Origin of the sequence: Novosphingobium subterraneum, from assembly GCF_000807925.1 — a bacterium.
Classification (GTDB): domain Bacteria; phylum Pseudomonadota; class Alphaproteobacteria; order Sphingomonadales; family Sphingomonadaceae; genus Novosphingobium; species Novosphingobium subterraneum.
Map to the genome: position 1 here is coordinate 1 of NZ_JRVC01000036.1, position 21,450 is coordinate 21,450.

The window sequence follows — 21,450 nt, forward strand, 5'->3', positions numbered from 1 at the left end:
AACTGCAGGACCCGCCAGACCCACACCATCGCATTCTTTCGATGCCATCATATCGATCCAACGCCTTTGCTTCGGGATTTGCCAGGAAATAGACGACTTGAGCGTAGGGAAGATAAAGGGAAGGGATGCCAATGCGGTTGGCAACATTGCGAGATGGATCGAAGGACGGGCGGCTCGTCGTCATATCTCCGGACGGATTGCGATATGCATTCGCGCCCATTCCGACCTTGCAGGATGCGCTCGAGAACTGGGATCTTGCCCTGAAGTTGCTCGCCGGTGTCGGGGAATTCCCGGACGAGCTCGCCAAGACCGATCTTTGTGCCCCGTTGCCTCGTGCCTGGCAGTGGCTCGACGGATCTGCCTATCAAAGCCACGGCGACCTGATGGATGCCGTGCTGGGCATTTCAAAACCGAAGACCGATCTGCCGCTGATGTACCAAGGTGTCTCAGACAGGTTCTACGGGCCGTATGACAACGTGCCGTTTTCCGACGAATCGCTGGGCATCGACTTTGAGGGCGAATTCGGGGTCGTTGTTGACGCCGTGCCCATGGGCACGACTCCGGCCGATGCCTTTAAGCATATCCGGCTGATCGTGCAGATCAACGACTGGTCGTTGCGCACTCTCGCAGGACCTGAAATGAAGACCGGCTTCGGTTGGATTCAGGCAAAGCCGCCGTGCGGTATGGCACCGTTCGCTGTCACTCCCGACGAGCTCGGTGATGCTTGGCGGCATGGCCGGGTCTGCCTGACCCTGAACGTGGAATGGAACGGCAAGCAGTTCGGGGCCGCGCAGGGAGAGCCCATGGGCTATGGCTTCCACGAACTGGTTGCCCACGCGGCGAGGACCCGCGATCTTGTCGCCGGCACGGTGATCGGATCGGGCACGGTGTCGAATGCCAACTTCCGCGATATCGGCTCGTCGTGCATTGCAGAACGTCGCGGGATCGAGGTGATCGACCTCGGGCAGCCGAAGACGGAGTTCATGAAGTTTGGCGACCGCGTTCGCATGTATGCGACAGATGAAAATGGGCGCGCCCCGTTTGGCGAGCTTGAGCAGAAGGTGACGAGAGCATGACCAGCAGAGTTTACGATTTCGGCTTGCCGCCTGTTCAGCGGGTGGTGACGGGGCATGACAGCGATGGTCGCGCGATATTCAAGTCCGAGGACGTCACGCCACTGGAGCTGATTCCCACGGGCGATGCTGCCATGCTGACCATCTGGTCGACAGCCACGGTTCCGGCAGACAACAACGACGAGACCGATGGCCGGGATCGCGAGACCGGCCTTACGCTAAACGGCGGGTCGGTCATCCGCATCTGCGACATGCTGCCGCACCAGGAAAGTCCGATGCACCGCACCAATTCCATTGACTATGGGATCGTCATGAAGGGCGAAGTGGAGCTGGAGCTGGAAAATGGTGTGAAGAAGACCATCCGAGAAGGCGGGGTCATCGTCCAGCGTGGCACTGTCCATCTGTGGCGGAACACCACTGATGAGATCTGCCGGATCGCGTTCATTCTGATCGAAGCACCGGCCTATGTGCATAACGGAACCGCGCTGAGCGAAAACAAGCCAGAAGACGTCACCGCCGGTCATTAAAGGTTAGCTTGTGACACTTTGCCTTCGGGCAAAGTGTCACAGGGGACAAAAGTTGGATTTCAACGTCGCCCCGACTCGCCGGGGATTCACAGGAGTCACCTTATGTGCTTTGTTGAATCCCTGAATGTTCCAGACTGCCATTCTTTCCGGCCCGTCTTCCCATGGCGCGATGTCCTCCTTGCTGAACTGCCTTTCGCAGGCGAGTTCCAGGCCGCGCTATGCGTTCATGGTGCTGAGCCTGATCGCCGAGGTTGCCGACGAGAAGGGTGAGGCGGGGCCATTCGTCCGGCGCGGGAGGCAGGCCTTCACCTTGCGGGACTGGCTGTGCGACAGCCTTGCCCCGATGGGCGGGCGCGATCCTCGTCGTGTGGCCCTGACCGAACGGGTACGCTCTGACCTGATCCTTGAAGGCCGCATGCCCGAAGACCCGGGAGAAGCGGCGCAAGTGATCGAGGATGAAGTCCGCGCGCGTGTGCGGGCTTCGGGCAAGAGCAACCTCAGCCGCGCGGTTTCGGAACTCGTCGGGGCGGGCCTGCTGCGCCGCTATTACAAGGGCTATGCCATCGACCACGAAAATCGCGGCGGACAGCGCCACGCGGTCTATGTCCTGCAGGGGAAAGCGCGTTGCCTGCTGCCGCAAGTCCGCCCTGTGCAGGCCCCGCGGCGCGGCGTGGCGGTGCAGGGCGAACTGCGGTTCTAGGCCCGAGCCGGAACCTGAATATCGGTTAAGCGTTAGGTGCTGCAATGACGCAGCCCCAATGGCTTTCACTGGCCACCCTTGGCGGGATGATGGCCCTGTTTTTGTGGGGGCGCTTCCGATACGACGTGACCGCCGTCATCGCGCTGTTGTTCGCTGTGGCGATCGGCGTGGTCTCGCCCGATGCCGCGTTCACCGGTTTTTCCGATGACATCGTGGTGATCGTCGGCTCGGCGCTGGTTCTTTCCGCCGCAGTACAACGATCGGGCATGATCGAGCGGTTGCTGCAATCCCTGGCCCAGCGCATCCGCAAGCCGCAGCGGCAAATGCTGGTTCTTTCGGCGGCGGTGGGACTGTCATCGGGCTTTATTAAAAACGTCGGTGCGCTGGCCATGTTGATGCCGGGAGCCGTGCAGATGGCGCGTCGCAACAAGGCATCGCCGTCGCTCTATCTCATGCCGATGGCGTTTGCGTCGCTTCTGGGCGGGCTGACCACTCTTATCGGCACCTCGCCAAACATCATCGTCAGCCGCGTGCGCGAGGAGATGACGGGCGAGCCGTTTCGCATGTTCGACTACTTGCCAACGGGCCTGGCGTTGCTGGCGGTCGGCCTGGTGTTCCTTTCGGTGGGCTGGCGCCTGCTGCCCACCGATCGGCATGCAGCACAGGGCATGTCCGAAGCGATCAACATCTCTGCCTATGTGATCGAGGCTACCGTGACGACGGGATCGCCCATCGCAGGCTTGAGCGTTGCCGAGTTTGTCGAACGGCATGAGGGTGAGGTGGAGGTTGCAGGCCTGCTGCGCGGCGACATGCGCGGCGAGGTTACGCCGGAAACCCATATCGGCGAAGGCGATGTCCTGATCCTGAGCGGCGAGCCCAACCTGCTCGAACAGGTTATCGGCGCCGACCGGCTGGCGCTGGCAGGTGACGACGAAGATGGCAGTGGCCACAAGCCCGACGGTATCGGCGTTATCGAAGCCGTGGTACATGCCGATTCCGGGCTGATCGGGCGCACTGCCGGGCGTTTGCAGATGCGCGAGCGGCTTGGCATCAACCTTCTTGCCATTTCGCGCGAGGGCGAGACGATCGCCAACAAGCCCGGCAACACGGTGCTGCAGGCAGGCGATGTGATCGTTCTGCAAGGCCCGCTCGATACCCTGCCGGCGCGGCTTGCCGAAATGGGGGCGCTGCCGCTGGCCGAACGCAAGATCGGGCTGGGCTCGAAGCGGACCCGGTGGTTGTCACTCGCGATCCTGGCCGCCGCGATGGTGGCAGCGGGGACCGGCTTCATGCCCGCTGCATTGGCGTTCTTTGCCGCTGCGGGGCTGACCGTGATCACCGGCGCGCTTCCTGCGGATGAGGCGTACAAGGCCATCGAATGGCCAATCCTCATCATGCTGGCCGCATTGATTCCCGTCAGCGCGTCATTGCAGACGACCGGGGCATCCGACGTTATCGCCACGTTGCTTGCCGATTTCGCCGTGAAGCTTCCGGCATGGGGAGCGGTTGCGCTGATCCTTGTCGCGGCCATGGCGGTGACGCCGTTCCTCAACAACGCAGCGACCGTGCTGGTCATGGCCCCGATTGCCGGAGTATTCGCCCAGCAGCTCCACTACCGCCCCGAGGCCTTCCTGATCGCGACTGCGGTGGGCGCGGGCTGTGATTTCCTCACCCCTATCGGACACCAGTGCAATACGCTTGTGCTGGGGCCGGGGGGATACCGGTTTGGCGATTATGCCCGGCTTGGCGCGCCGCTATCGCTGCTGGTGGTGCTGATCGGCACGCCACTGATCCTGTGGTTCTGGCCATTATAGCTCGATAAGGCCCCCGCCAGATGGGGCGGGGGCCTCTTTTCGGCTTCGGTTGGTGGTGTTCAGGCAGCGCCTCCGCTTTTGTAGCGGTTGAAGGCAGCATTCTCGCTTGCCCGGTCACGGGCGCGGGAGAGGCCGGGCGTGTCGGGGAAACCCTTTTTCGGGCCGACGTCGGTTCTCAATTGCGGCTTGGCGGCGGTGCTGGCGTAAGCCTTGCCGTTGTCCGGCCGTGTGCCGGCAAATGCCGGCGCCGCCAGCAGCAATGCTCCTGCGCCAGCGGTCAGGATCGTGGATATCGTTCCGGTCTTTCGCATGTCGACCTCCTTGGACTTCCGTCCTTGCGTGGACTTGGGACAGCGAGAGCCGACGGCGGCCGCGACGCTTGCGGCAACCGGACGATGCGTGTCCTGTAGTGATGACTCTCGCTCGCCCTTGCAGCGTTTCTGCATGGGGCGAGGGAACGGTCGAGCCTTGGTGATTAATGCCTAATTAATTGTTTTTACGAACCTTTCACCTCGTCGCGCCGTGGGGTCGCGTCGGCATTCCTCCAGCGTTGTGCGGTGCAACATAGGCGACGGATCGTGTCAAAAGACATAGCCCGCAAGGGTGCATCTGAGGAACCTTCAGAGCGATCATGCACGGCGTGTTCGCGCTCGAATCGGAGATCGCCCTTGCGCGGACGAGGTTCACGCCGTTCCAGAAATGCCTTGAAACTCGACTGTCCTCCGCGCACTAGGCGTGCCCATGCGGATTGCCATCGTCGATGAAAGCGCCAGCCGTGCCGCGGTGATCCGCGAAGGGCTTGCGACGCTGGAAGACTGCGAGATCTTCGTGGTCACCGAAAGGCGAGGGCTGGTAGCCAGCATCGGCGAGATCGCGCCCGACATCGTGCTGATGGACCTTGGAAACCCCTCGCGCGACGTGCTGGAGGAATACTTCGCCGTCAGCCGGGTGCTTGGCCGCCCAATCGCGATGTTTGTCGATGAAAGCGACGAGGAATCGATCGCTGCCTCGGTCGATGCCGGGGTTTCGTCCTATGTCGTTGACGGCCTTTCGGCGCACCGCATCAGGCCGATCCTCGATCTTGCCGTGCGCCGCTTCAACGCCTTCGCGCGGCTGGAGGCTGACCTTGCCGAAGCCAAGGGCAAGCTGGCCGAACGCGAACTGGTCGACAAGGCCAAGCGCATCCTGATGGACAGCCGCGGCTTTTCCGAACCGCAGGCCTATAGCGAGTTGCGCAAGACGGCGATGAACCAGGGCAAGCGCATTGCCGACATTGCCGAAGCCGTGGTCACGGCGCACCAGCTGATGGGAGGGAAGTGATGGCAGGCGAAGCCGCATCGGAGGAAGCCGCATCGGGCGAACTGACCATCGGCTTCCTGCCGCTGGTGGACGCGTGCCTGCCGATCCTTGCGCGCGAGCATGGCTTTGCCGAGGAGGAAGGCCTGTCGCTACGCCTGGTGCGGGACATGAGCTGGGCCACGGTGCTCGATCGGCTGCTCTATGGCCACAGCGATGCTGCGCACATGGTCGCCCCGCTGGCAATCGCCACCACGCTCGGACGGGGCCGGCCGGCGCAGCCGCTGTCGGTGCCCTTCGTGCTGGGGCTGAACGGCAACGCCATCACGATGCGGCCCGATCTTGCCAAAGCAGTGAACCCCGGCGGAGGATTGGGTGACCCGGCAACCGTGGGCGCGGCATTGAAAGCGCATGTCGAGGAGGCGGGGCGCAAGCTGCGTTTTGGCGTGGTGCACCGCTATTCCAGCCACAATTACATGCTACGGTACTGGCTGGCGGCCTGCGGTGTACAGCCCGACTTGGATGTTGAAATCACCACCGTCGCCCCCCCGTTCTGCGCGGACGCGCTGGAGCATGGCGAGGTCGACGCGATCTGCGTGGGCGAGCCATGGAACAGCGTCGCCGTGGAACGCGGCGCCGGCGAGATCGTGCTGGTCACGGCGCAGATCTGGCGGCGCGGTGTGGAGAAGGTTCTGGCTTTCCGTGAGCGGGTCATGGAGGAGCGCCGTGGCCAGGCGGAGGCACTGGTACGAGCCTTGCGCAAGGCGGGCGAGCACTTCGTGGATCCGGCGAACCTTGAAGCCAATGCGGCGATTCTGGCACGGCCAGAGTACCTCGATGGCGATGCCACGCTGATCGGCCGCGCGATCTCCGATCGGCTGCTCCTTGCGCAAGGGGGGCAGGTGCTGCACTACCCCGACTTCATGTTCCAGCATCGCGAGGCGGCGAACTTCCCGTGGGTGAGCCAGGCCGAATGGCTCTACAGCCAGATGGTGCGGTGGGATGGACTGACCTTCGATCCGGCTGACGCGGCCAAGGCGGCGCGCGTATTCCGCCCGGATGTTTATCGCAGCGCACTATTGGGCACCGGCGAACCCTTGCCGGGGGCCAGTTCCAAGGTCGAAGGCAGCCTGCACAAGCCCACTTCAGTCAGCATGCAGCAGGGCGTCATAACATTGGAAAACAACAGTTTCTTTGATTGTCGGCCGTTCGATCCCGAACTGCTCGAATCCTACATTGAAAGTCAGCGTAGGAGCTAAAGTTTCGCTGCGGTGCAAAAAAAGCTTGCCGAATAGCAGGCGAATCACATAGCTTTGCATTCAGGCCGACACGGTGCCACCCAAGGACGGGCGGCGGTGATCCGGACGGTCTCAGGTTTACATCGCGTGGCAACGTCGCCGCCCAGACCTCCCTCATCGGGATGCGTTCGGGCGGCTTTTTCGTGTTTGCCACGCCGCATTCGAGGGGTGGTCGAGTATGGTCGGACTGGGCGGTTTCAATCGGCGGGGCATGATTGCGGCATTGCTGGCGGGCGTGGCCGTGGCAAGCTGCGGCAAAGGCGGGGATGCACCAGAAAAGCCTGCTGCTTCGGCCAATGGCATTGAGAAGCCGGTGCTGAAGCTCGGCTTCATCAAGCTGACTGACATCGCCCCTCTGGTCGTGGCCCAAGAGAAAGGCTTCTTCCGTGAGGAAGGGCTGACCGTGACGCTCGAGCCCCAGGCGAACTGGAAGGTCCTGCTCGATGGGGTGACCGGCGGGCAGCTGGATGGCGCACACATGCTGGCTGGACAGGTGCTGGCCTCGGGCGCGGGGATCGGCAGCAAGGTGCCGCTGGTCACGCCGTTCTCGCTGGACATCAATGGCAAGGGCGTGACGGTTTCCAACCAGGTGTGGGACATGATCGCGCCCAGCCTGCCCAAGGGGCCGGATGGCAAGGTGCAGATGCCGATCTCAGCCTCGGCGCTCGCCCCGGTCGTTGCCAAGTTCAAGGCCGAGGGCAAGCCTTTCAAGATGGGCATGGTCTTCCCGGTCTCTACCCACAACTACATCCTGCGCTACTGGCTGGCGGCAGGCGGTCTGAACCCCGGCTTCTACCTGCCGGGCGATACCGCTGGCGTGACAGGAGCCGACGTGCAGCTTTCGGTCACCCCGCCGCCACAGATGCCCGCCACGATGGAAGCCGGCACGATCAACGGCTATTCGGTGGGCGAGCCGTGGAACCAGGCATCGGTCGCTAAGAAGATCGGCGTGCCGATCATCGTTGATCCCGATATTGCGGGTACCACGGGCGACAAGGTTTTCGGCCTGACGGCAGACTTCGCGAAGAAGAATCCCAACACGGTCAAGGCGCTGACCCGCGCGCTGATCCGCGCTTCGATGTGGCTTGATGCCGAAGGCGGCAAGAACCGGCCCGAAGCGGTCAAGATGCTCGCCAGCCCGAAGTACGTCGGCGCCGATGAAAAGGTGCTGATGGCGTCGATGACCGGCAAGTTCACCTTCGGCGCGGGCGACACACGGGATACGCCCGAATTCAACCTCTTCTTCGATCAACAGGCCAGCTACCCGTTCTATTCGGATGGCATCTGGTACCTCACGCAGATGCGTCGCTGGGGGCAGATCGCCGAGGACAAGGGTGATCAGTGGTATCTCGACACGGTCAAGTCGGTCTATCGTCCGGACATCTATGAGGAAGCGGCCAAGTCGCTCGTCGCCGATGGCAAGGCCAGTGCCGACCAGTTCCCCGCCACCGACGGCTTCCGCGTCTATGCCCGCGAGGCGATCGACGGCGTGCCCTTCGATGCCAAGAAACCCGCTGCCTATGTCGCCAGCTTCTCGATCGGTCTGAAGGCCGGCCAGAAGGTGACACCGGCAGGCGTGAAGTAAGACAGGAGCGATTACGATGAACGCGGTTGCATTGCGCAAGGACGAATTCGTCGGCACCGAAGCGGACGTCATGGAGGGGGGCGGGTCCCTCCTCCCCGAAACAGAGGCGGAGACGAACGCGGAGAACGCTGCGAAACCCGAAAGAGCGCTGCCGTTCGGCATCAAGCTGCCCACGGGCCGCGCCGCGTTCGACGCGCTCTGGCCACCGCTGGCAGGGATCGGCGGGTTCCTGGCGCTGTGGGCGCTGCTGGCGCCGCTGGTACAGACATCGCTCGGTACGCTCCCTGGGCCGGGCGATGTCTGGTCAGCCTTTGGAGGCCTGCTGGACGAAGCCGATGCCTCGCGCGTTGCCGCGGCCGAAGCGGTGGCCGCAGGGTACGCCTACACCGGCCCGCCGACTTTCATCGACCAGATCTTCACCAGCCTCGAGACGGTGGCGGCGGGCTTTGTGCTGGCGACAATGTTCGCGGTGCCGCTCGGTCTGGTTGCCGGCATGTCGAAGCGCGTCAATGCCGCGATCAATCCGCTGGTGCAGGTGATGCGCCCGGTCAGCCCGCTGGCCTGGCTGCCGATCGTGACGATGGTGGTTTCCGCCTCGGTCAGCAGCGATGACCCGACCCTGCCCAAGAGCTTCGTGATCTCTGCCGTTGTCGTTATGCTCTGTTCGCTCTGGCCGACGCTGATTAACACCGCGATCGGCACGGCCAGCATCGACAAGGACTTGATCGCGGTGGGCCGCGTGCTGCGCCTTGGCTGGTTCGCCAAGCTGACCCGGCTCGTCCTGCCTTCCTCGCTGCCCTATATCTTCACGGGCATGCGCCTTTCGCTCGGCACCGGCTGGATGGTGCTGATCGCGGCGGAAATGCTCGCGCAGAATCCGGGCCTCGGCAAGTTCGTGTGGGACGAATTCCAGAATGGTTCGGAAAAGTCGCTCGCTCGCATCATGGTTGCCGTGGTGGTGATTGGCCTGATCGGCTTCGGCCTCGACCGGGTGATGATGGCGCTGCAGTCCTTCGTCAGCCGCAACCGCACCGTCTGAGGAGATTGTCCGATGGCTACGATCCTTTCCCTGAAAGATCTCCGCAAGTCCTACGAGGGCAAGTCCGGTGGCGTGACCGAAGTCCTTGGCGGCATCGACCTCGATGTCGAGGAAGGCGAGTTCATCGCGATCCTCGGCTTCTCCGGAGCGGGCAAGACGACGCTGATCTCGGCCATCGCGGGTCTGGTCGAACCCGATGCCGGAGAGATCCTGCTGCGGGGCAGGGCCATCGACGGGCCGGACAAGGATCGCGGGCTGGTGTTCCAGTCCTACTCGCTGTTCCCGTGGCTGACGGTGGAACAGAACGTGGCGCTCGCCGTGGACTCGGTTCACAAGGATCGCACCAGGGAAGCGCGCGCCGCGCTGGTCCGCCAGAAGGTCGAACTGGTCGGCCTTGGCCACGCGATGGAGCGCAAGCCCGCGCAGCTTTCCGGCGGGATGCGCCAGCGGGTTTCGGTGGCGCGCGCGCTGGCGATGGAGCCCGAGATCCTGCTGCTGGACGAGCCGCTTTCGGCATTGGATGCCCTGACCCGCGCAAAGCTGCAAGACGAGATCGACCGCATTCGCGAGGAAGAGAAGCGCACGATCATCCTTGTCACCAACGACGTGGACGAGGCGCTTCTGCTGGCAGACCGGGTGGCGGTGCTGACGCCAGCTCCGGCGGCAAGGATCGGCCGGATCTTCCCGGTGACCCTGCCGCGCCCGCGGGATCGCGAGGCGGTGAACGACAGTGTCGAGTTCCAGAAGCTGCGCACCGAGATCGTCAATTACCTTGGCGAGCTGGCTGGCGAGAAAGCCGCGCAGGGCAGCGATTATGGGCATCTGCCCAACGTCACCCCGCTCGATCTGGCGCCTCCGCCCAAGGCTTATCAGGACGCGGCGAGGAAGGGCGCGACGCGGCGCTACATGGAGTTCTGGAAGCTCCACAAAGTCTACCCCACGCCTGAGGGTCCGCTGACCGTGGTCGAGGATTTCAACCTGATGATGGACAAGGGCGAGTTCATCTCGCTGATCGGCCATTCGGGTTGCGGCAAGTCTACCGTGCTGACGATGGCGGCAGGCCTCAACGAGATCAGCAAGGGCGGCATCATCCTCGACAACCGCGAGATCGACGTGGCGGGGCCGGACAAGGCGGTGGTGTTCCAGGCGCCCAGCCTGATGCCGTGGCTGACCGCGCGGCAGAACGTGGCACTGGGGGTGGAGCGGGTCTATCCGCACGCGACGCGATCAGAACGGCGCGAGATCATCGATTATTACCTCGACCGCGTGGGCCTTGCCGATGCCAAGGACAAGATGGCGGCGGAAATGTCCAACGGCATGCGCCAGCGTGTCGGCATCGCCCGCGCCTTCGCGCTCTCCCCGCGCCTGCTGCTGTTGGACGAGCCCTTCGGCATGCTCGACAGCCTGACGCGCTGGGACTTGCAGGACGTGCTGGTCGAGGTTTGGAACCGCACCAAGGTGACCGCGATCATGGTGACGCATGACGTTGACGAGGCGATCCTGCTGGCTGACCGCGTGGTGATGATGACCAACGGCCCCAATGCCACCATCGGCAAGGTGTTGAAGGTCGACCTGCCGCGCCCGCGCGATCGCAAGACGCTGCTCAAGCACCCGGATTTCTACGCCTACCGTCAGGAAGTCCTGCGCTTCCTGGCCGAATACGATCACGGGCCGAAGGCCCGCGCCGCCTGAGCGGTGACTTGAAATTGAGGGGATGCCTGAACGGCCTTCTTTGAGGGGTTCAGGAGGGAAACATGAAAAAGACTGCAATCACGGCGACGCTGCTCGCGTCGTCGATCGCCTTCGCACATCCGGCGTTTGCCGCTGGCAAGCCGGCGTTTGGCGATCCCATACCGGCTGGGGAGGGGCTGACGCTCGATCCGATCATCGATGCGCGCATTCGCTATGAAGGCGTGGACCAGCCAACGGTCGATGCCGATGCGCTGACCGTGCGGTTGCGCACAGGCGTTGAACTGAAGCACGCGCTGTCGCACCTCTCGGTGCTGGTCGAGGCCGAAGGCACACTGGGCCTCGTCAACGACTACAACGCCTTTCCCTTCGCGCTGCCCGGCAGCTCGCAGCGCCGCCCACAGTACGCAGTGGTCGCCGATGGCGAGAGCATCGACCTCAACCGCGCGCAGATCATGTACAAGGTGAAGGACTTCGCCCTGACCGTCGGGCGGCAGCGGATCAACCTTGATGATCAGCGCTTCGTTGGCTCGGTCGGCTGGCGTCAGAACGAGCAGACCTTCGATGCAGTGCGCGCCGAAGCCACCATTGGCCCGGTCAGCATCGATGCCACTTATGCGATCCAGCAGGACTCGATCTTCGGGTCCGAGGCAGGGCCACGCCGCGCGATGGACGGGGACTTCGTGTTCGCACAGGCTGTGGTAAAGGCTGGTCCCCTGCAGGTGAAGGGCTTTTCCTACATCATTGACTATGACGAGGCCTTCGCGTTCGCAAATTCCTCGCAGACCTATGGCGGGCGCGTGTCGGGCAGCATCCCGCTGTCGAAGGCGGTGAAGCTCAATGTGCTGGCCAGCTATGCGCGGCAGATGGACATCGGCCGCAACCCGGTGAACTACGAGGCAGATTTCGTGGTGGGCGAGCTTGGCTTGGCGTACCAGGGCTTCACCCTGACCGGCGGCTATGAAAAGCTGGGCGCGGACAAGGCTGCGGGCAAGTCGTTCCAGACGCCGCTGGCAACGCTGCACAAGTTCAACGGCTGGGCCGACCTGTTCCTGACGACGCCCGGCAATGGGATTGAGGACTATTACGTCACGCTGGCCAAGGTCTTCCCGAAGGTGAAGGCGGTGCAGGGCCTCAACGCGAACGTCACCTATCACGAATTCCGCAGCGATGTGGGCAACGTGAAATTCGGCACGGAATGGGATGCCAGCCTTGGCTTCAAGACGAAGAAGGTGGGCTGGCTGGTCAAGTACGCCAACTACAACGCCGACAAGTTTGGCGTCGATCGCCAGATCCTGTGGTTGCAGGCCGAGGTGGCGTTCTGATAGTGACGTGCTGCACTGCAAAATAACCCTTGCAGTGCAGCCCCCGAATCGGTTAGCCAAGTGAACGAAGGCCAAGCGCCGCCCAAAGTCGGGTGGATCAATCGCAAGGCCTGAAAGATCAACATCGCGTGGCAACGTCGCCGCCCAGACCTTCCCAATCGGGATGCGTTCGGGCGGCTTTTTTGTGTTCACGCGTCTGCGAAGGAACGTTTGCGTGAACGCCCCTGCTACCCTGATGGAAAAGGACCAGACCGCGCCCGTGAAGGAGCGGTTGGTGGTGATCGGCAACGGCATGGCCGGGTGCCGCGCCGTCGAGGAAATCCTTGCCCGCGATCCTGCGCGTTTCGACGTGACGATCTTCGGCGCGGAACCGCGGGTGAATTACAACCGCATCATGCTTTCGCCAGTGCTCGCGGGCGAAAAGGCGTTCGAGGACATCATCATCAATGGCGAGGACTGGTACGCCGACAACGGCATCACGCTGGTCTCGGGCGATCCGGTCGTCTCGATCGACCGAGAAACGCAGACGGTGGTGGCAAAGTCGGGCCGGGTCGAACCTTATGACAGGCTGCTGATCGCCACCGGCTCCGATCCGTTCATCATCCCGGTCCCGGGCAAGGACCTGGCGGGCGTCGTCACCTTCCGCGATCTGGATGACGTCGACAAGATGCTGAGCGCCGCCGAAAAGGGCGGCTGCGCCGTGGTGATCGGCGGTGGCCTGCTCGGGCTGGAGGCAGCGCATGGCCTTTCGCTTCGCGGCATGAAGGTCACCGTCGTTCATCTCATGCCGACGCTGATGGAGCGTCAGCTCGATGAAGCGGCGGGATACCTGCTCAAGACCGAGCTTGAACGGCGTGGCCAGACCATCGTGACCGGTGCCGACACCGCCGAAATCATCGGTCGGGATGGCCATGTGGCCGGTGTAAGGCTCAAGGACGGGCGCGAATTTGCTGCCGACATCGTGGTCATGGCCGTCGGCATCCGCCCAGCCACCGGCCTTGCCAAGGCGGCAGGCCTCGCAGTCGAGCGCGGTGTTGTCGTTGACGACCACATGGTCACCAGCGACCCGGCGATCATGGCGGTGGGTGAATGCGTGCAACACCGCGGTGCCTGCTACGGTCTGGTTGCCCCCTTGTGGGACATGTGTCGCGCGCTGGCCGATGCGGCTTGCTCGGACCCATCTGGTTATGAAGGTTCGGTCACCTCGACCAAGCTCAAGGTCTCGGGCATCGACCTGTTCTCTGCCGGTGATTTTTCGGGCGGCGATGGCGCGGAGGACATCGTCATGCGAGACGCCGCGCGCGGGCTCTACAAGCGCGTTGTCGTAAGGGACAACAAGCTCGTCGGCGCGGTGCTCTATGGAGATACCGCCGATGGCAACTGGTACTTCGACCTGCTGAAGAAGGGCGAGGATATCTCCGACATCCGGGAGGCGCTGATTTTCGGCCAGGCCTTCGCCAGCGGAGGCGCCCTGCTGGACCCTAATGCCGCCGTTGCAGCTCTTTCGGACGACGCAGAAATCTGCGGCTGCAACGGCGTTTCCAAGGGCAAGGTGATCGAGACGATCAACGCGGGTGCCTGCAGCCTCGATGCGGTGCGCAGCACCTGCAAGGCTTCGGCCTCCTGCGGATCGTGCACCGGTCTGGTCGAAAGCCTGCTGGCGCTCACATTGGGCGGCGAGGTGCAGTCGGGTCCGAAGACGTTGTGCAAGTGCACCAGCTTCAGCCACGATGATGTTCGCCGCCTGATTGTCGACAAGAGCCTCAAGGCCATCCCGCAGGTGATGCAGGAGCTGCACTGGACCACCCCTGATGGCTGCTCCTCATGCCGCCCGGCGCTGAACTACTATCTGCTCTGCGCTTGGCCGGGCGAGTATGAGGACGATCAGAAGAGCCGCTTCGTCAACGAACGCCTTCACGCCAATATCCAGAAGGACGGCACCTATTCGGTGGTGCCGCGCATGTGGGGCGGGCTTACCAACCCGCGGGAACTGCGCGCGATTGCAGACGTGGTGGAGAAGTACAACGCGCCGATGGTCAAGGTGACCGGCGGCCAGCGGCTCGACATCTTCGGGATCAGGAAGGAGGACCTGCCTGCTGTCTGGGCCGACCTCAATGCCGCAGGGATGGTTTCGGGCCATGCCTATGGCAAGAGCCTGCGCACGGTAAAGACCTGCGTCGGCAGTGAATGGTGTCGGTTTGGCACGCAGGATTCGACCGGCCTCGGCGTGAAGCTGGAGCGGATGACCTGGGGTTCGTGGATGCCCCACAAGTTCAAGATCGCGGTGTCGGGCTGCCCGAGAAACTGTGCCGAGGCGACGATCAAGGACTTCGGCGTGGTCTGCGTCGATAGCGGGTACGAACTCCACGTCGGCGGCAATGGCGGGATCAAGGTCCGCGCCACTGACCTCTTGTGCAAGGTTGCGACCGAGGCAGAGGCGATGGACGTCTGCGCGGCCTTCATCCAGCTTTATCGCGAACAGGCGCATTACCTTGAGCGCACCGCGCCGTGGATCGAACGGGTGGGTCTCGATCACGTGAAGGCAGGCCTGTTTGACGATCCCGACAGCGTGCGCCGCCTCGCCGCGCGGTTCCGCTATTCCCAGACCTTCTGTCAGGACGATCCCTGGGCCGAGCGCGTGGCCGGCAAGGACGCGGACCTGCACCAGCACCTTGCCGAGGTGCGTCCCCTTCAGCTGGAGGCCCTGTAATGATCGGAGACTGGCTCGACATCGGTCACGTAGACCAGATCACCCCCGGCACTGCGCGTACGCTCCCGGTCGTGGGATCGGACGAGATTGCGGTGTTCCGCACGCTCAAGAACGAGTTCTATGCGCTTGTGAACAAGTGCCCGCACAAGCAGGGGCCGCTTTCGCAGGGCATCGTTCACGGCAATGTCGTCACATGCCCGCTGCACAACTGGAACATCTCGCTCAAGACGGGCGAGGCGCTGGGGGAGGACAATGGGTGCGTCCCTACCGTCCCGATGAAGGTTGACGCAGGCCGCATGTACCTTTTGCGCTCGGCCGTTGTCGGGAGGCGTGCTGCTTGAGGGCGGTTCGCACCACGTGCGCCTATTGCGGCGTCGGTTGCGGCATTCGCGCCGAGGTGACGGGAGAGCGCGCGGTCGTCATCCGGGGCGATGCGCAGCACCCGGCGAACTTGGGCAAGCTGTGCTCGAAGGGCACGCATCTGGGCGAAACGGTGGGGCTGGAAGGCCGCCTGCTCCACCCCATGATCGGCAACGCCCGCGCCGGGTGGGACGAGGCGCTCCACCTCGTTGCTGGCAAGATGCGCGACTGCGTTGAACGGCACGGTCCGGACAGTGTTGCGCTCTATGTCTCGGGCCAGCTTCTGACCGAGGACTACTATGCCGCCAACAAGCTGATGAAGGGCTTTGTCGGCAGCGCCAACATCGACACCAATTCGCGCCTGTGCATGGCCAGCGCCGTCGCCGCGCACAATCGGGCGTTCGGCGAGGACGTAGTGCCGGTCACCTACGATGATCTCGACGAGGCGGACCTGATCCTGCTTGTCGGCTCGAACACGGCTTGGTGCCACCCGGTGATCTGGCAGCGGATCGAGGCGGCGCGCGAGGCGCGGGGTACGAAGATCGTGGTGATCGATCCGCGCCGCACCGAAACGGCGGAACAGGCTGACCTTCACGTGCCCGTCCAGCCAGATGGAGATGTGGCGCTGTTCAATACGCTGCTGGCAGAGATGGTCCGGCGGGGGCTTGCCGATACGGTCCCGGCGATGGGCGAACACGGCCTTTCGCCCGATACCTTTGCCGCGCTGGCCGATCTCGTCGCCACGCACCCGCGCATGGTCACCGTGTTCTCGATGGGCGCGAACCAGTCGATTGCGGGAACGGACAAGGGCAACGCGATCATGAACCTGCACCTTGCCATGGGCCGCATCAACGCGCCGGGCATGGGGCCGTTTTCGATGACCGGACAGCCCAACGCCATGGGCGGGCGCGAAGTCGGCGGGCTTGCCAATATGCTGGCCTGCCATCTCGGCTTTTCCGAAAGCGAACTGTCCGATGTCGCCGCGTACTGGCAGGCCCCGCGCATGTGCAGCGCCCCCGGCCTCAAGGCGGTGGACCTGTTCCGCGCCGTGCACGATGGCCGCGTCAAGTTCCTGTGGGTGATGGCCACCAACCCCGCCGTTTCGATGCCCGATGCCGGTTTCGTGCGCGAGGCCCTGGCCAAGTGCGAAACGCTGGTCGTGTCGGACGTGATCGCCGATACAGACACCGCACGGCTCGCCCACATCCGCCTGCCCGCGCTGGCTTGGGGCGAGAAAGACGGCACCGTCACCAACTCCGAACGCCGCGTGAGCCGCCAGCGCGCTCTGTTTGCTGCGCCGGGAGAGGCAAGGGCGGATTGGGCAATCATCGCCGACGTTGCAAAGACGATGGGCTTTGCAGGGTTCGATTGGACCAACGCCGCCGCCGTGTTCCGCGAATATGCGGCAATGACCGCGCTTTCGGTAAAGCACGGCAAGGTTCTTGACCTGACCGCCCATGCCGGGATTTCCGACGCGGATTACGAAGCGCTTGACCCGTTCGTTTGGGGAGGACGCCATCCGCTGCAGGGCCGCGAGATGAAGATCGTGCCCGTCGAGCCCCGCACCCGCCCGGTCGACCCGGATTTTCCCTTGCGCCTCAACACCGGCCGTTACCGCGATCAATGGCACACGATGACCCGCACCGGCCTTTCGCCCACGCTTGCCCAGCACCGGCGCGAACCGCTGCTCGAGGTGCATCCTGCCGATGCCGCTGAGGCAGGTATTGCCGATGGCGCGCTTGCCCGCGTCGTCTCGGCAGCGGGCAGTTCGGTGTTCCGCGCGAGCGTGACCGATGCGCAAGGCCGCGGCCAGGTCTTCGTGCCGATGCACTGGACTGATGCCATGGCGAGTGGCGGGCGCGGCAACCTTCTGCCCGATCAGTCGGTCGATCCGGTGTCCGGCCAGCCTGGTTTCAAGAACAACGCCTGCCGGATCGAGCCGGTCGGCAGCGAATGGCGCGGCTTCCTTGTCCGCCGTGAACCGGTCAGCCCGCAGGGCGTTGTCTGGTGGAGCCGATCCGCGATAGCTGGCGGTTGGCTTTATGAGCTCGCTGGCAACGGCGCTGTCGATGCCGATGCCTTGCTGCCCGCAGGCAATCGCAGCGAGGCGGTCGATCTGGCGCGTGGCATGCGCCGTCTCGCCGTGGTCGATGGCAGCGGCGCGATGGCCGGAGCGCTATTCATCACCCGCATCGGGCAATTGCCACCGCGTGAGTGGATCGCGGCGCAACTGGGGGCGAGTGGCGCGCACCTTCCCGAACTGCTGGCCGCGCGGCCCAGCGCTCCTGCGCCGCATCGCGGGCCGGTGGTCTGCGTCTGCCACGGCATCGGCACCAACCAGATTCTTGCCCATGCCGAGCAGGGCGCGCGGACCGTGGCGGAAGTGGGCAGGGCGTGTGGCGCGGGGACCAATTGCGGTTCGTGCCGCCCGGCGATTGCCCGGCTGCTGCGCGAATGGAACGAGACATGCGAAGAGGCTGCGCAATGAACGACTTTCCGCAGGGCATGGTCTGGCTGGTCGGGGCAGGGCCGGGCGATCCGGAATTGCTGACCCGCAAGGCGGAGCGGCTGATTGCATCGGCCAGTGTGATCTTCCACGATGCGCTGGTTGCCCCCGGCGTTCTGGCGCTGGCCGCGCCGAGTGCAAGGCTGGTCCATGTTGGCAAGCGTTCCGGGCGGCATTCCAAGGCGCAGGAGACGATCGACAGCCTGATTGTTGAAGCTGCGCTAGCGGGGCATCGCGTGGTGCGTCTAAAGGGTGGAGACCCTGCGATCTTCGGCCGCGCCACCGAAGAGCTGGACGCCTGCCGCGCGGCAGGCGTGGCGGTGCGGATCTGTCCCGGCGTGACAGCCGCCAGTGGCGCCGCAGCCAGCCTCGGCGCCTCGCTCACCCTGCGCGGCCTCGCTCGCAAGCTGACCTTCGTGACGGCGCATGTCCGTGCGGGCGAAACGCTCTCGCTCGATTGGGCATCGCTGGCCGATCCCGAAGCGACGCTGGCCGTCTACATGGGCAAGTCGTCGGCGGGCGCGGTGTCACGCGGGCTGATCGAGGCCGGGCTGCCCGCCGACACGCCGGTTGCCCTGGTCGAGGCGGCGAGCCTTCCGGAAGAGCGCCAGTTCCATACGCGCCTCGACTTGCTGCCGCTTGTCGCGCGCACGGCGCTGGGCGATGGCCCGGCGCTGTTGCTGATCGGTCAGGCCATGGCGCGGCGCGATGGCGTGACCGCCACAAGCAGCGCCGCGTTCATGGTCAACTCCTGATCAGAACGCAGCGATGCCGGTGATGGCGCGGCCGAGGATCAGCGCGTGGACATCGTGCGTGCCCTCGTAGGTATTGACCGTCTCGAGGTTCACCATGTGGCGGATCACCTGATATTCGCCGGAAATGCCATTCCCGCCGTGCATGTCGCGCGCCATGCGAGCAATGTCGAGCGCCTTGCCGACGTTGTTGCGCTTGACGATGGAGATCATTTCGGGCGCGAACCTGCCGGCGTCCATCAGACGGCCGACTTGCAGTGAGGCGTGAAGGCCCAGCGTGATTTCGGTCAGCATGTCGGCCAGTTTCTTCTGGTAAAGCTGCGTGCCCGCCAGCGGGCGGCCGAACTGATGACGATCCAGCCCATATTGCCGCGCCGCGTGGTAGCAGAACTCCGCCGCTCCCAGTGCGCCCCATGAGATGCCGTAGCGCGCGCGGTTGAGGCAGCCGAACGGACCTTTCAGGCCCTGCACGTTCGGCAGCAACGCATCGTCCGGAACGAAGACATCGTCCATCACGATCATGCCCGTGATCGAGGCGCGCAGGCTAACCTTGTTCTCGATCTTGGGCGCGGACAGGCCTTTCATGCCCTTTTCCAGCACGAAGCCGCGAATGCCGCCGCCATGCGCCTCGCTCTTGGCCCAGACGACGAAGACATCGGCAATCGGTGCGTTGGAAATCCAGGTCTTGGCGCCGTTGAGCACATAACCGCTATCGACCTTCCGGGCCACCGTGCGCATCCCGCCCGGGTCCGACCCCGCGTCAGGCTCGGTCAGGCCGAAGCAGCCGATCCATTCGCCGGTGGCCAGCCTGGGCAGATACTTGCGCCGTTGCTCTTCCGAGCCGTACTCGTAGATCGGGAACATCACGAGGCTGGACTGCACGCTCATCATCGAGCGGTAACCGGAATCGATCCGCTCCACCTCGCGTGCGACAAGGCCGTAGGATACGTAACCGGCGTTGGCGCAGCCGTAGTCCTCGGGCAACGTCACGCCAAGCAGGCCCTGGCTGCCCATCTCGCGGAAGATTTCGGGGTCGGTATGCTCGTTGGCGAAAGCATCGATCACCCGGGGGGCAAGGCGGTCATGCGCGAAGCTGCGTGCGGCATCGCGGATCATCCGTTCATCATCGGTAAGCAGGCCGTCCAGCCCCAGTGCGTCTTCCCAATCGAACGGTACCATGCCTGCCATTGCGTGCTCTCCGAGTGCGCTTCCTATGCGGCGGGTGATTGCACCTGAAATCAGTTTACTTCAACCACCCAAATGGCCACGCGCATCTGATTGTCAGCAACCATTGCAAGCATGGCCCGCTGCTGGCTAGGCTGGCAAGCGATGACCATGTCGCACTCGCACCTGCACCCGATCTATGCCGAAATGCCGGTGACAATCTTCGAGCACATGTCCGGCCTTGCCCGCGATCTGGGCGCGATCAATCTGGGGCAGGGGTTTCCCGATGGTCCTCCTCCTGCCGAATTGCTGCGCGCGTTGACCCGCGCCGCGATGGAGCAATCGCACCAGTATCCGCCGATGGCCGGATTGCCGGAACTGCGAAGGGCTGTGGCGGGCTTCTACGCTCGCATCCAAGGTCTCGATCTTGCGCCGGAAAGTGTCGTGGTGACATCGGGCGCGACCGAGGCGATCGCTTCGGCAATCCTGGCGGTGGTTGCGCCGGGTGACGAAGTCCTGCTGTTCGCGCCTGCCTATGATGCCTATGCGCCGCTGGTCCGCCGCGCAGGCGGCAAGCCGGTGTTCGTCGCGCTCAAGCCGCCGGTCTGGGCATTCGACGCTGCCACCATCGCCGGGGCGATCACGCCCCGGACGCGGGTGATTGTCCTCAACGATCCGCTCAATCCCACCGGGACGGTAGCGTCGCCAGCCGACCTCGCCCTGCTGGCGGGACTGTGCGTTGCGCATGATCTTTTCGCCATCTGCGACGAAGTTTGGGAAAACGTGCGCTTCGATGGCCGGGCACATGCATCACTGCTGGCACAGCCGGGGATGGCGCGGCGGTCGGTCAAGATCGGCTCTGCGGGCAAGATCTTTGGCGCAACCGGGTGGAAGGTTGGCTGGATCGTAGGCGCTCCAGAAGTGGCCGCGGTGGTTGGCCGAGCGCATCAGTTCCTGACCTTCACCACCCCGCCGATGCTGCAATGGGCCGTGGCCGAAGCGCTTGACGATCCGGCGATTGCACCAGGCTGCCATGCGCAATGGTCTGTCACGCGCGAGCGGCTGATTGCCGGGCTGAAGCAGCAGGGCTTCTGCGTTCTGGACAACGTGGCGACTTGGTTCACCTGCATCGACCTGCATGCTTCCGGGATTGCACTGGATGACCGGACGTTCAGCGAGAGGGCCGTGCGGGAAGCGGGCGTTGCCTCGATTCCCATCTCGGCGCTGTGGGAAGGGGAAGGACGGCCCGATCACATCGTCAGGCTGTGCCATTGCAAGAACGCCGCGATGATCGACGAAGCGGTGGACCGGCTCGGCCGGTGGCGGACGGAATTGAAATCGAGCTAATTCGATTTCCTCGGTCAGGGCCGATAGTCCAGCAATGTCCAGACTCTGGCGCCACGAGCGCGACGTCGCCCCTCGCTTAGGAAGGCAACCGAAGCAAGGCCCCATTGCCAGCGCTTCTGCATGGCAGAAGAAGCATATCATAACTTGCGCAACTCCTTATACGCAAAACTGATAATTTACATTATGTAAATACCGATACCATAACTGTCCATGTAAACTGTGTCCAGTGTGATGGCGAAAGGCTTGCAGTCACGGGGGTCTTTCA

Annotated in this window: 17 protein-coding genes; 15 read left to right on the plus strand and 2 right to left on the minus strand. The window is 63.8% G+C overall.

Annotated features, from left to right (window positions below; translation table 11 throughout):
* The first annotated feature begins 131 nt into the window (after positions 1 to 131).
* The 4 genes from NJ75_RS22405 to NJ75_RS22420 all read left to right on the plus strand — a co-directional run bounded on the left by NJ75_RS22405 (position 132) and on the right by NJ75_RS22420 (position 4,114).
* A complete protein-coding gene (locus NJ75_RS22405) occupies positions 132 to 1,076 on the plus strand; it encodes a fumarylacetoacetate hydrolase family protein (RefSeq protein ID WP_039338516.1) in 945 nt (314 codons plus the stop codon).
* Positions 1,073 to 1,600 (plus strand): cupin domain-containing protein, encoded by a 528-nt coding sequence (locus NJ75_RS22410; protein WP_039338517.1) that lies wholly within the window; start codon positions 1,073 to 1,075, stop codon positions 1,598 to 1,600. Before NJ75_RS22405 ends, NJ75_RS22410 begins: the two co-directional genes overlap by 4 nt.
* Positions 1,601 to 1,724: 124 nt before the next feature.
* On the plus strand, positions 1,725 to 2,300 hold the full coding sequence (locus NJ75_RS22415) for a hypothetical protein (RefSeq protein WP_039338518.1): 576 nt from the start codon (positions 1,725 to 1,727) through the stop codon (positions 2,298 to 2,300).
* Positions 2,301 to 2,344: 44 nt separating this feature from the next.
* Positions 2,345 to 4,114 carry an SLC13 family permease gene (locus NJ75_RS22420; RefSeq protein ID WP_039338520.1) on the plus strand — a complete coding sequence of 590 codons (1,770 nt, stop codon included), beginning with the start codon at positions 2,345 to 2,347 and terminating at the stop codon, positions 4,112 to 4,114.
* A gap of 59 nt (positions 4,115 to 4,173) precedes the next feature.
* Here NJ75_RS22420 and NJ75_RS22425 read toward each other — a convergent pair whose 3' ends face one another.
* Positions 4,174 to 4,425, minus strand: coding sequence for a hypothetical protein (locus NJ75_RS22425; protein WP_082013549.1), 252 nt, complete (start codon positions 4,423 to 4,425; stop codon positions 4,174 to 4,176).
* A gap of 430 nt (positions 4,426 to 4,855) precedes the next feature.
* Here NJ75_RS22425 and NJ75_RS22430 point away from each other — a divergent pair, with 430 nt between their 5' ends.
* The 10 genes from NJ75_RS22430 to cobA all read left to right on the plus strand — a co-directional run bounded on the left by NJ75_RS22430 (position 4,856) and on the right by cobA (position 18,677).
* Positions 4,856 to 5,434, plus strand: coding sequence for an ANTAR domain-containing response regulator (locus NJ75_RS22430; protein WP_039338523.1), 579 nt, complete (start codon positions 4,856 to 4,858; stop codon positions 5,432 to 5,434).
* Complete coding sequence (locus NJ75_RS22435; RefSeq protein WP_039338525.1) at positions 5,434 to 6,669, plus strand: ABC transporter substrate-binding protein; 1,236 nt, start codon at positions 5,434 to 5,436, stop codon at positions 6,667 to 6,669. The genes NJ75_RS22430 and NJ75_RS22435 overlap by 1 nt, the downstream gene beginning before the upstream one ends.
* A gap of 217 nt (positions 6,670 to 6,886) precedes the next feature.
* Entirely contained in the window at positions 6,887 to 8,293 is a 1,407-nt protein-coding gene (locus NJ75_RS22440) for a CmpA/NrtA family ABC transporter substrate-binding protein (protein WP_039338527.1), read from the plus strand.
* Positions 8,294 to 8,309: 16 nt separating this feature from the next.
* The gene (locus tag NJ75_RS22445; RefSeq protein WP_236727231.1) at positions 8,310 to 9,332 is read left to right on the plus strand and encodes an ABC transporter permease; all 1,023 of its coding nucleotides are present in this window, start codon (positions 8,310 to 8,312) and stop codon (positions 9,330 to 9,332) included.
* Between the two features lie 12 nt (positions 9,333 to 9,344).
* A complete protein-coding gene (locus NJ75_RS22450) occupies positions 9,345 to 11,024 on the plus strand; it encodes an ABC transporter ATP-binding protein (RefSeq protein WP_039338529.1) in 1,680 nt (559 codons plus the stop codon).
* 62 nt (positions 11,025 to 11,086) lie between these two features.
* Complete coding sequence (locus NJ75_RS22455) at positions 11,087 to 12,346, plus strand: alginate export family protein (RefSeq protein ID WP_039338531.1); 1,260 nt, start codon at positions 11,087 to 11,089, stop codon at positions 12,344 to 12,346.
* A gap of 235 nt (positions 12,347 to 12,581) precedes the next feature.
* Entirely contained in the window at positions 12,582 to 15,056 is a 2,475-nt protein-coding gene (gene nirB / locus NJ75_RS22460; RefSeq protein WP_052242782.1) for a nitrite reductase large subunit NirB, read from the plus strand.
* The gene (nirD, locus tag NJ75_RS22465) at positions 15,056 to 15,397 is read left to right on the plus strand and encodes a nitrite reductase small subunit NirD (RefSeq protein WP_039338533.1); all 342 of its coding nucleotides are present in this window, start codon (positions 15,056 to 15,058) and stop codon (positions 15,395 to 15,397) included. Before nirB ends, nirD begins: the two co-directional genes overlap by 1 nt.
* Complete coding sequence (locus tag NJ75_RS22470) at positions 15,394 to 17,904, plus strand: nitrate reductase (RefSeq protein WP_039338535.1); 2,511 nt, start codon at positions 15,394 to 15,396, stop codon at positions 17,902 to 17,904. Before nirD ends, NJ75_RS22470 begins: the two co-directional genes overlap by 4 nt.
* Positions 17,901 to 18,677 carry a uroporphyrinogen-III C-methyltransferase gene (gene cobA, locus NJ75_RS22475; RefSeq protein ID WP_039338537.1) on the plus strand — a complete coding sequence of 259 codons (777 nt, stop codon included), beginning with the start codon at positions 17,901 to 17,903 and terminating at the stop codon, positions 18,675 to 18,677. The genes NJ75_RS22470 and cobA overlap by 4 nt, the downstream gene beginning before the upstream one ends.
* Here the strand turns inward: cobA and NJ75_RS22480 are convergent, their stop codons facing one another.
* Entirely contained in the window at positions 18,678 to 19,862 is a 1,185-nt protein-coding gene (locus tag NJ75_RS22480) for an acyl-CoA dehydrogenase (protein WP_039338539.1), read from the minus strand.
* A 147-nt stretch (positions 19,863 to 20,009) separates the two neighbouring features.
* Between NJ75_RS22480 and NJ75_RS22485 the strand changes: the two genes are divergently transcribed.
* On the plus strand, positions 20,010 to 21,185 hold the full coding sequence (locus NJ75_RS22485; RefSeq protein WP_039338540.1) for an aminotransferase: 1,176 nt from the start codon (positions 20,010 to 20,012) through the stop codon (positions 21,183 to 21,185).
* Positions 21,186 to 21,450: the final 265 nt, after the last annotated feature.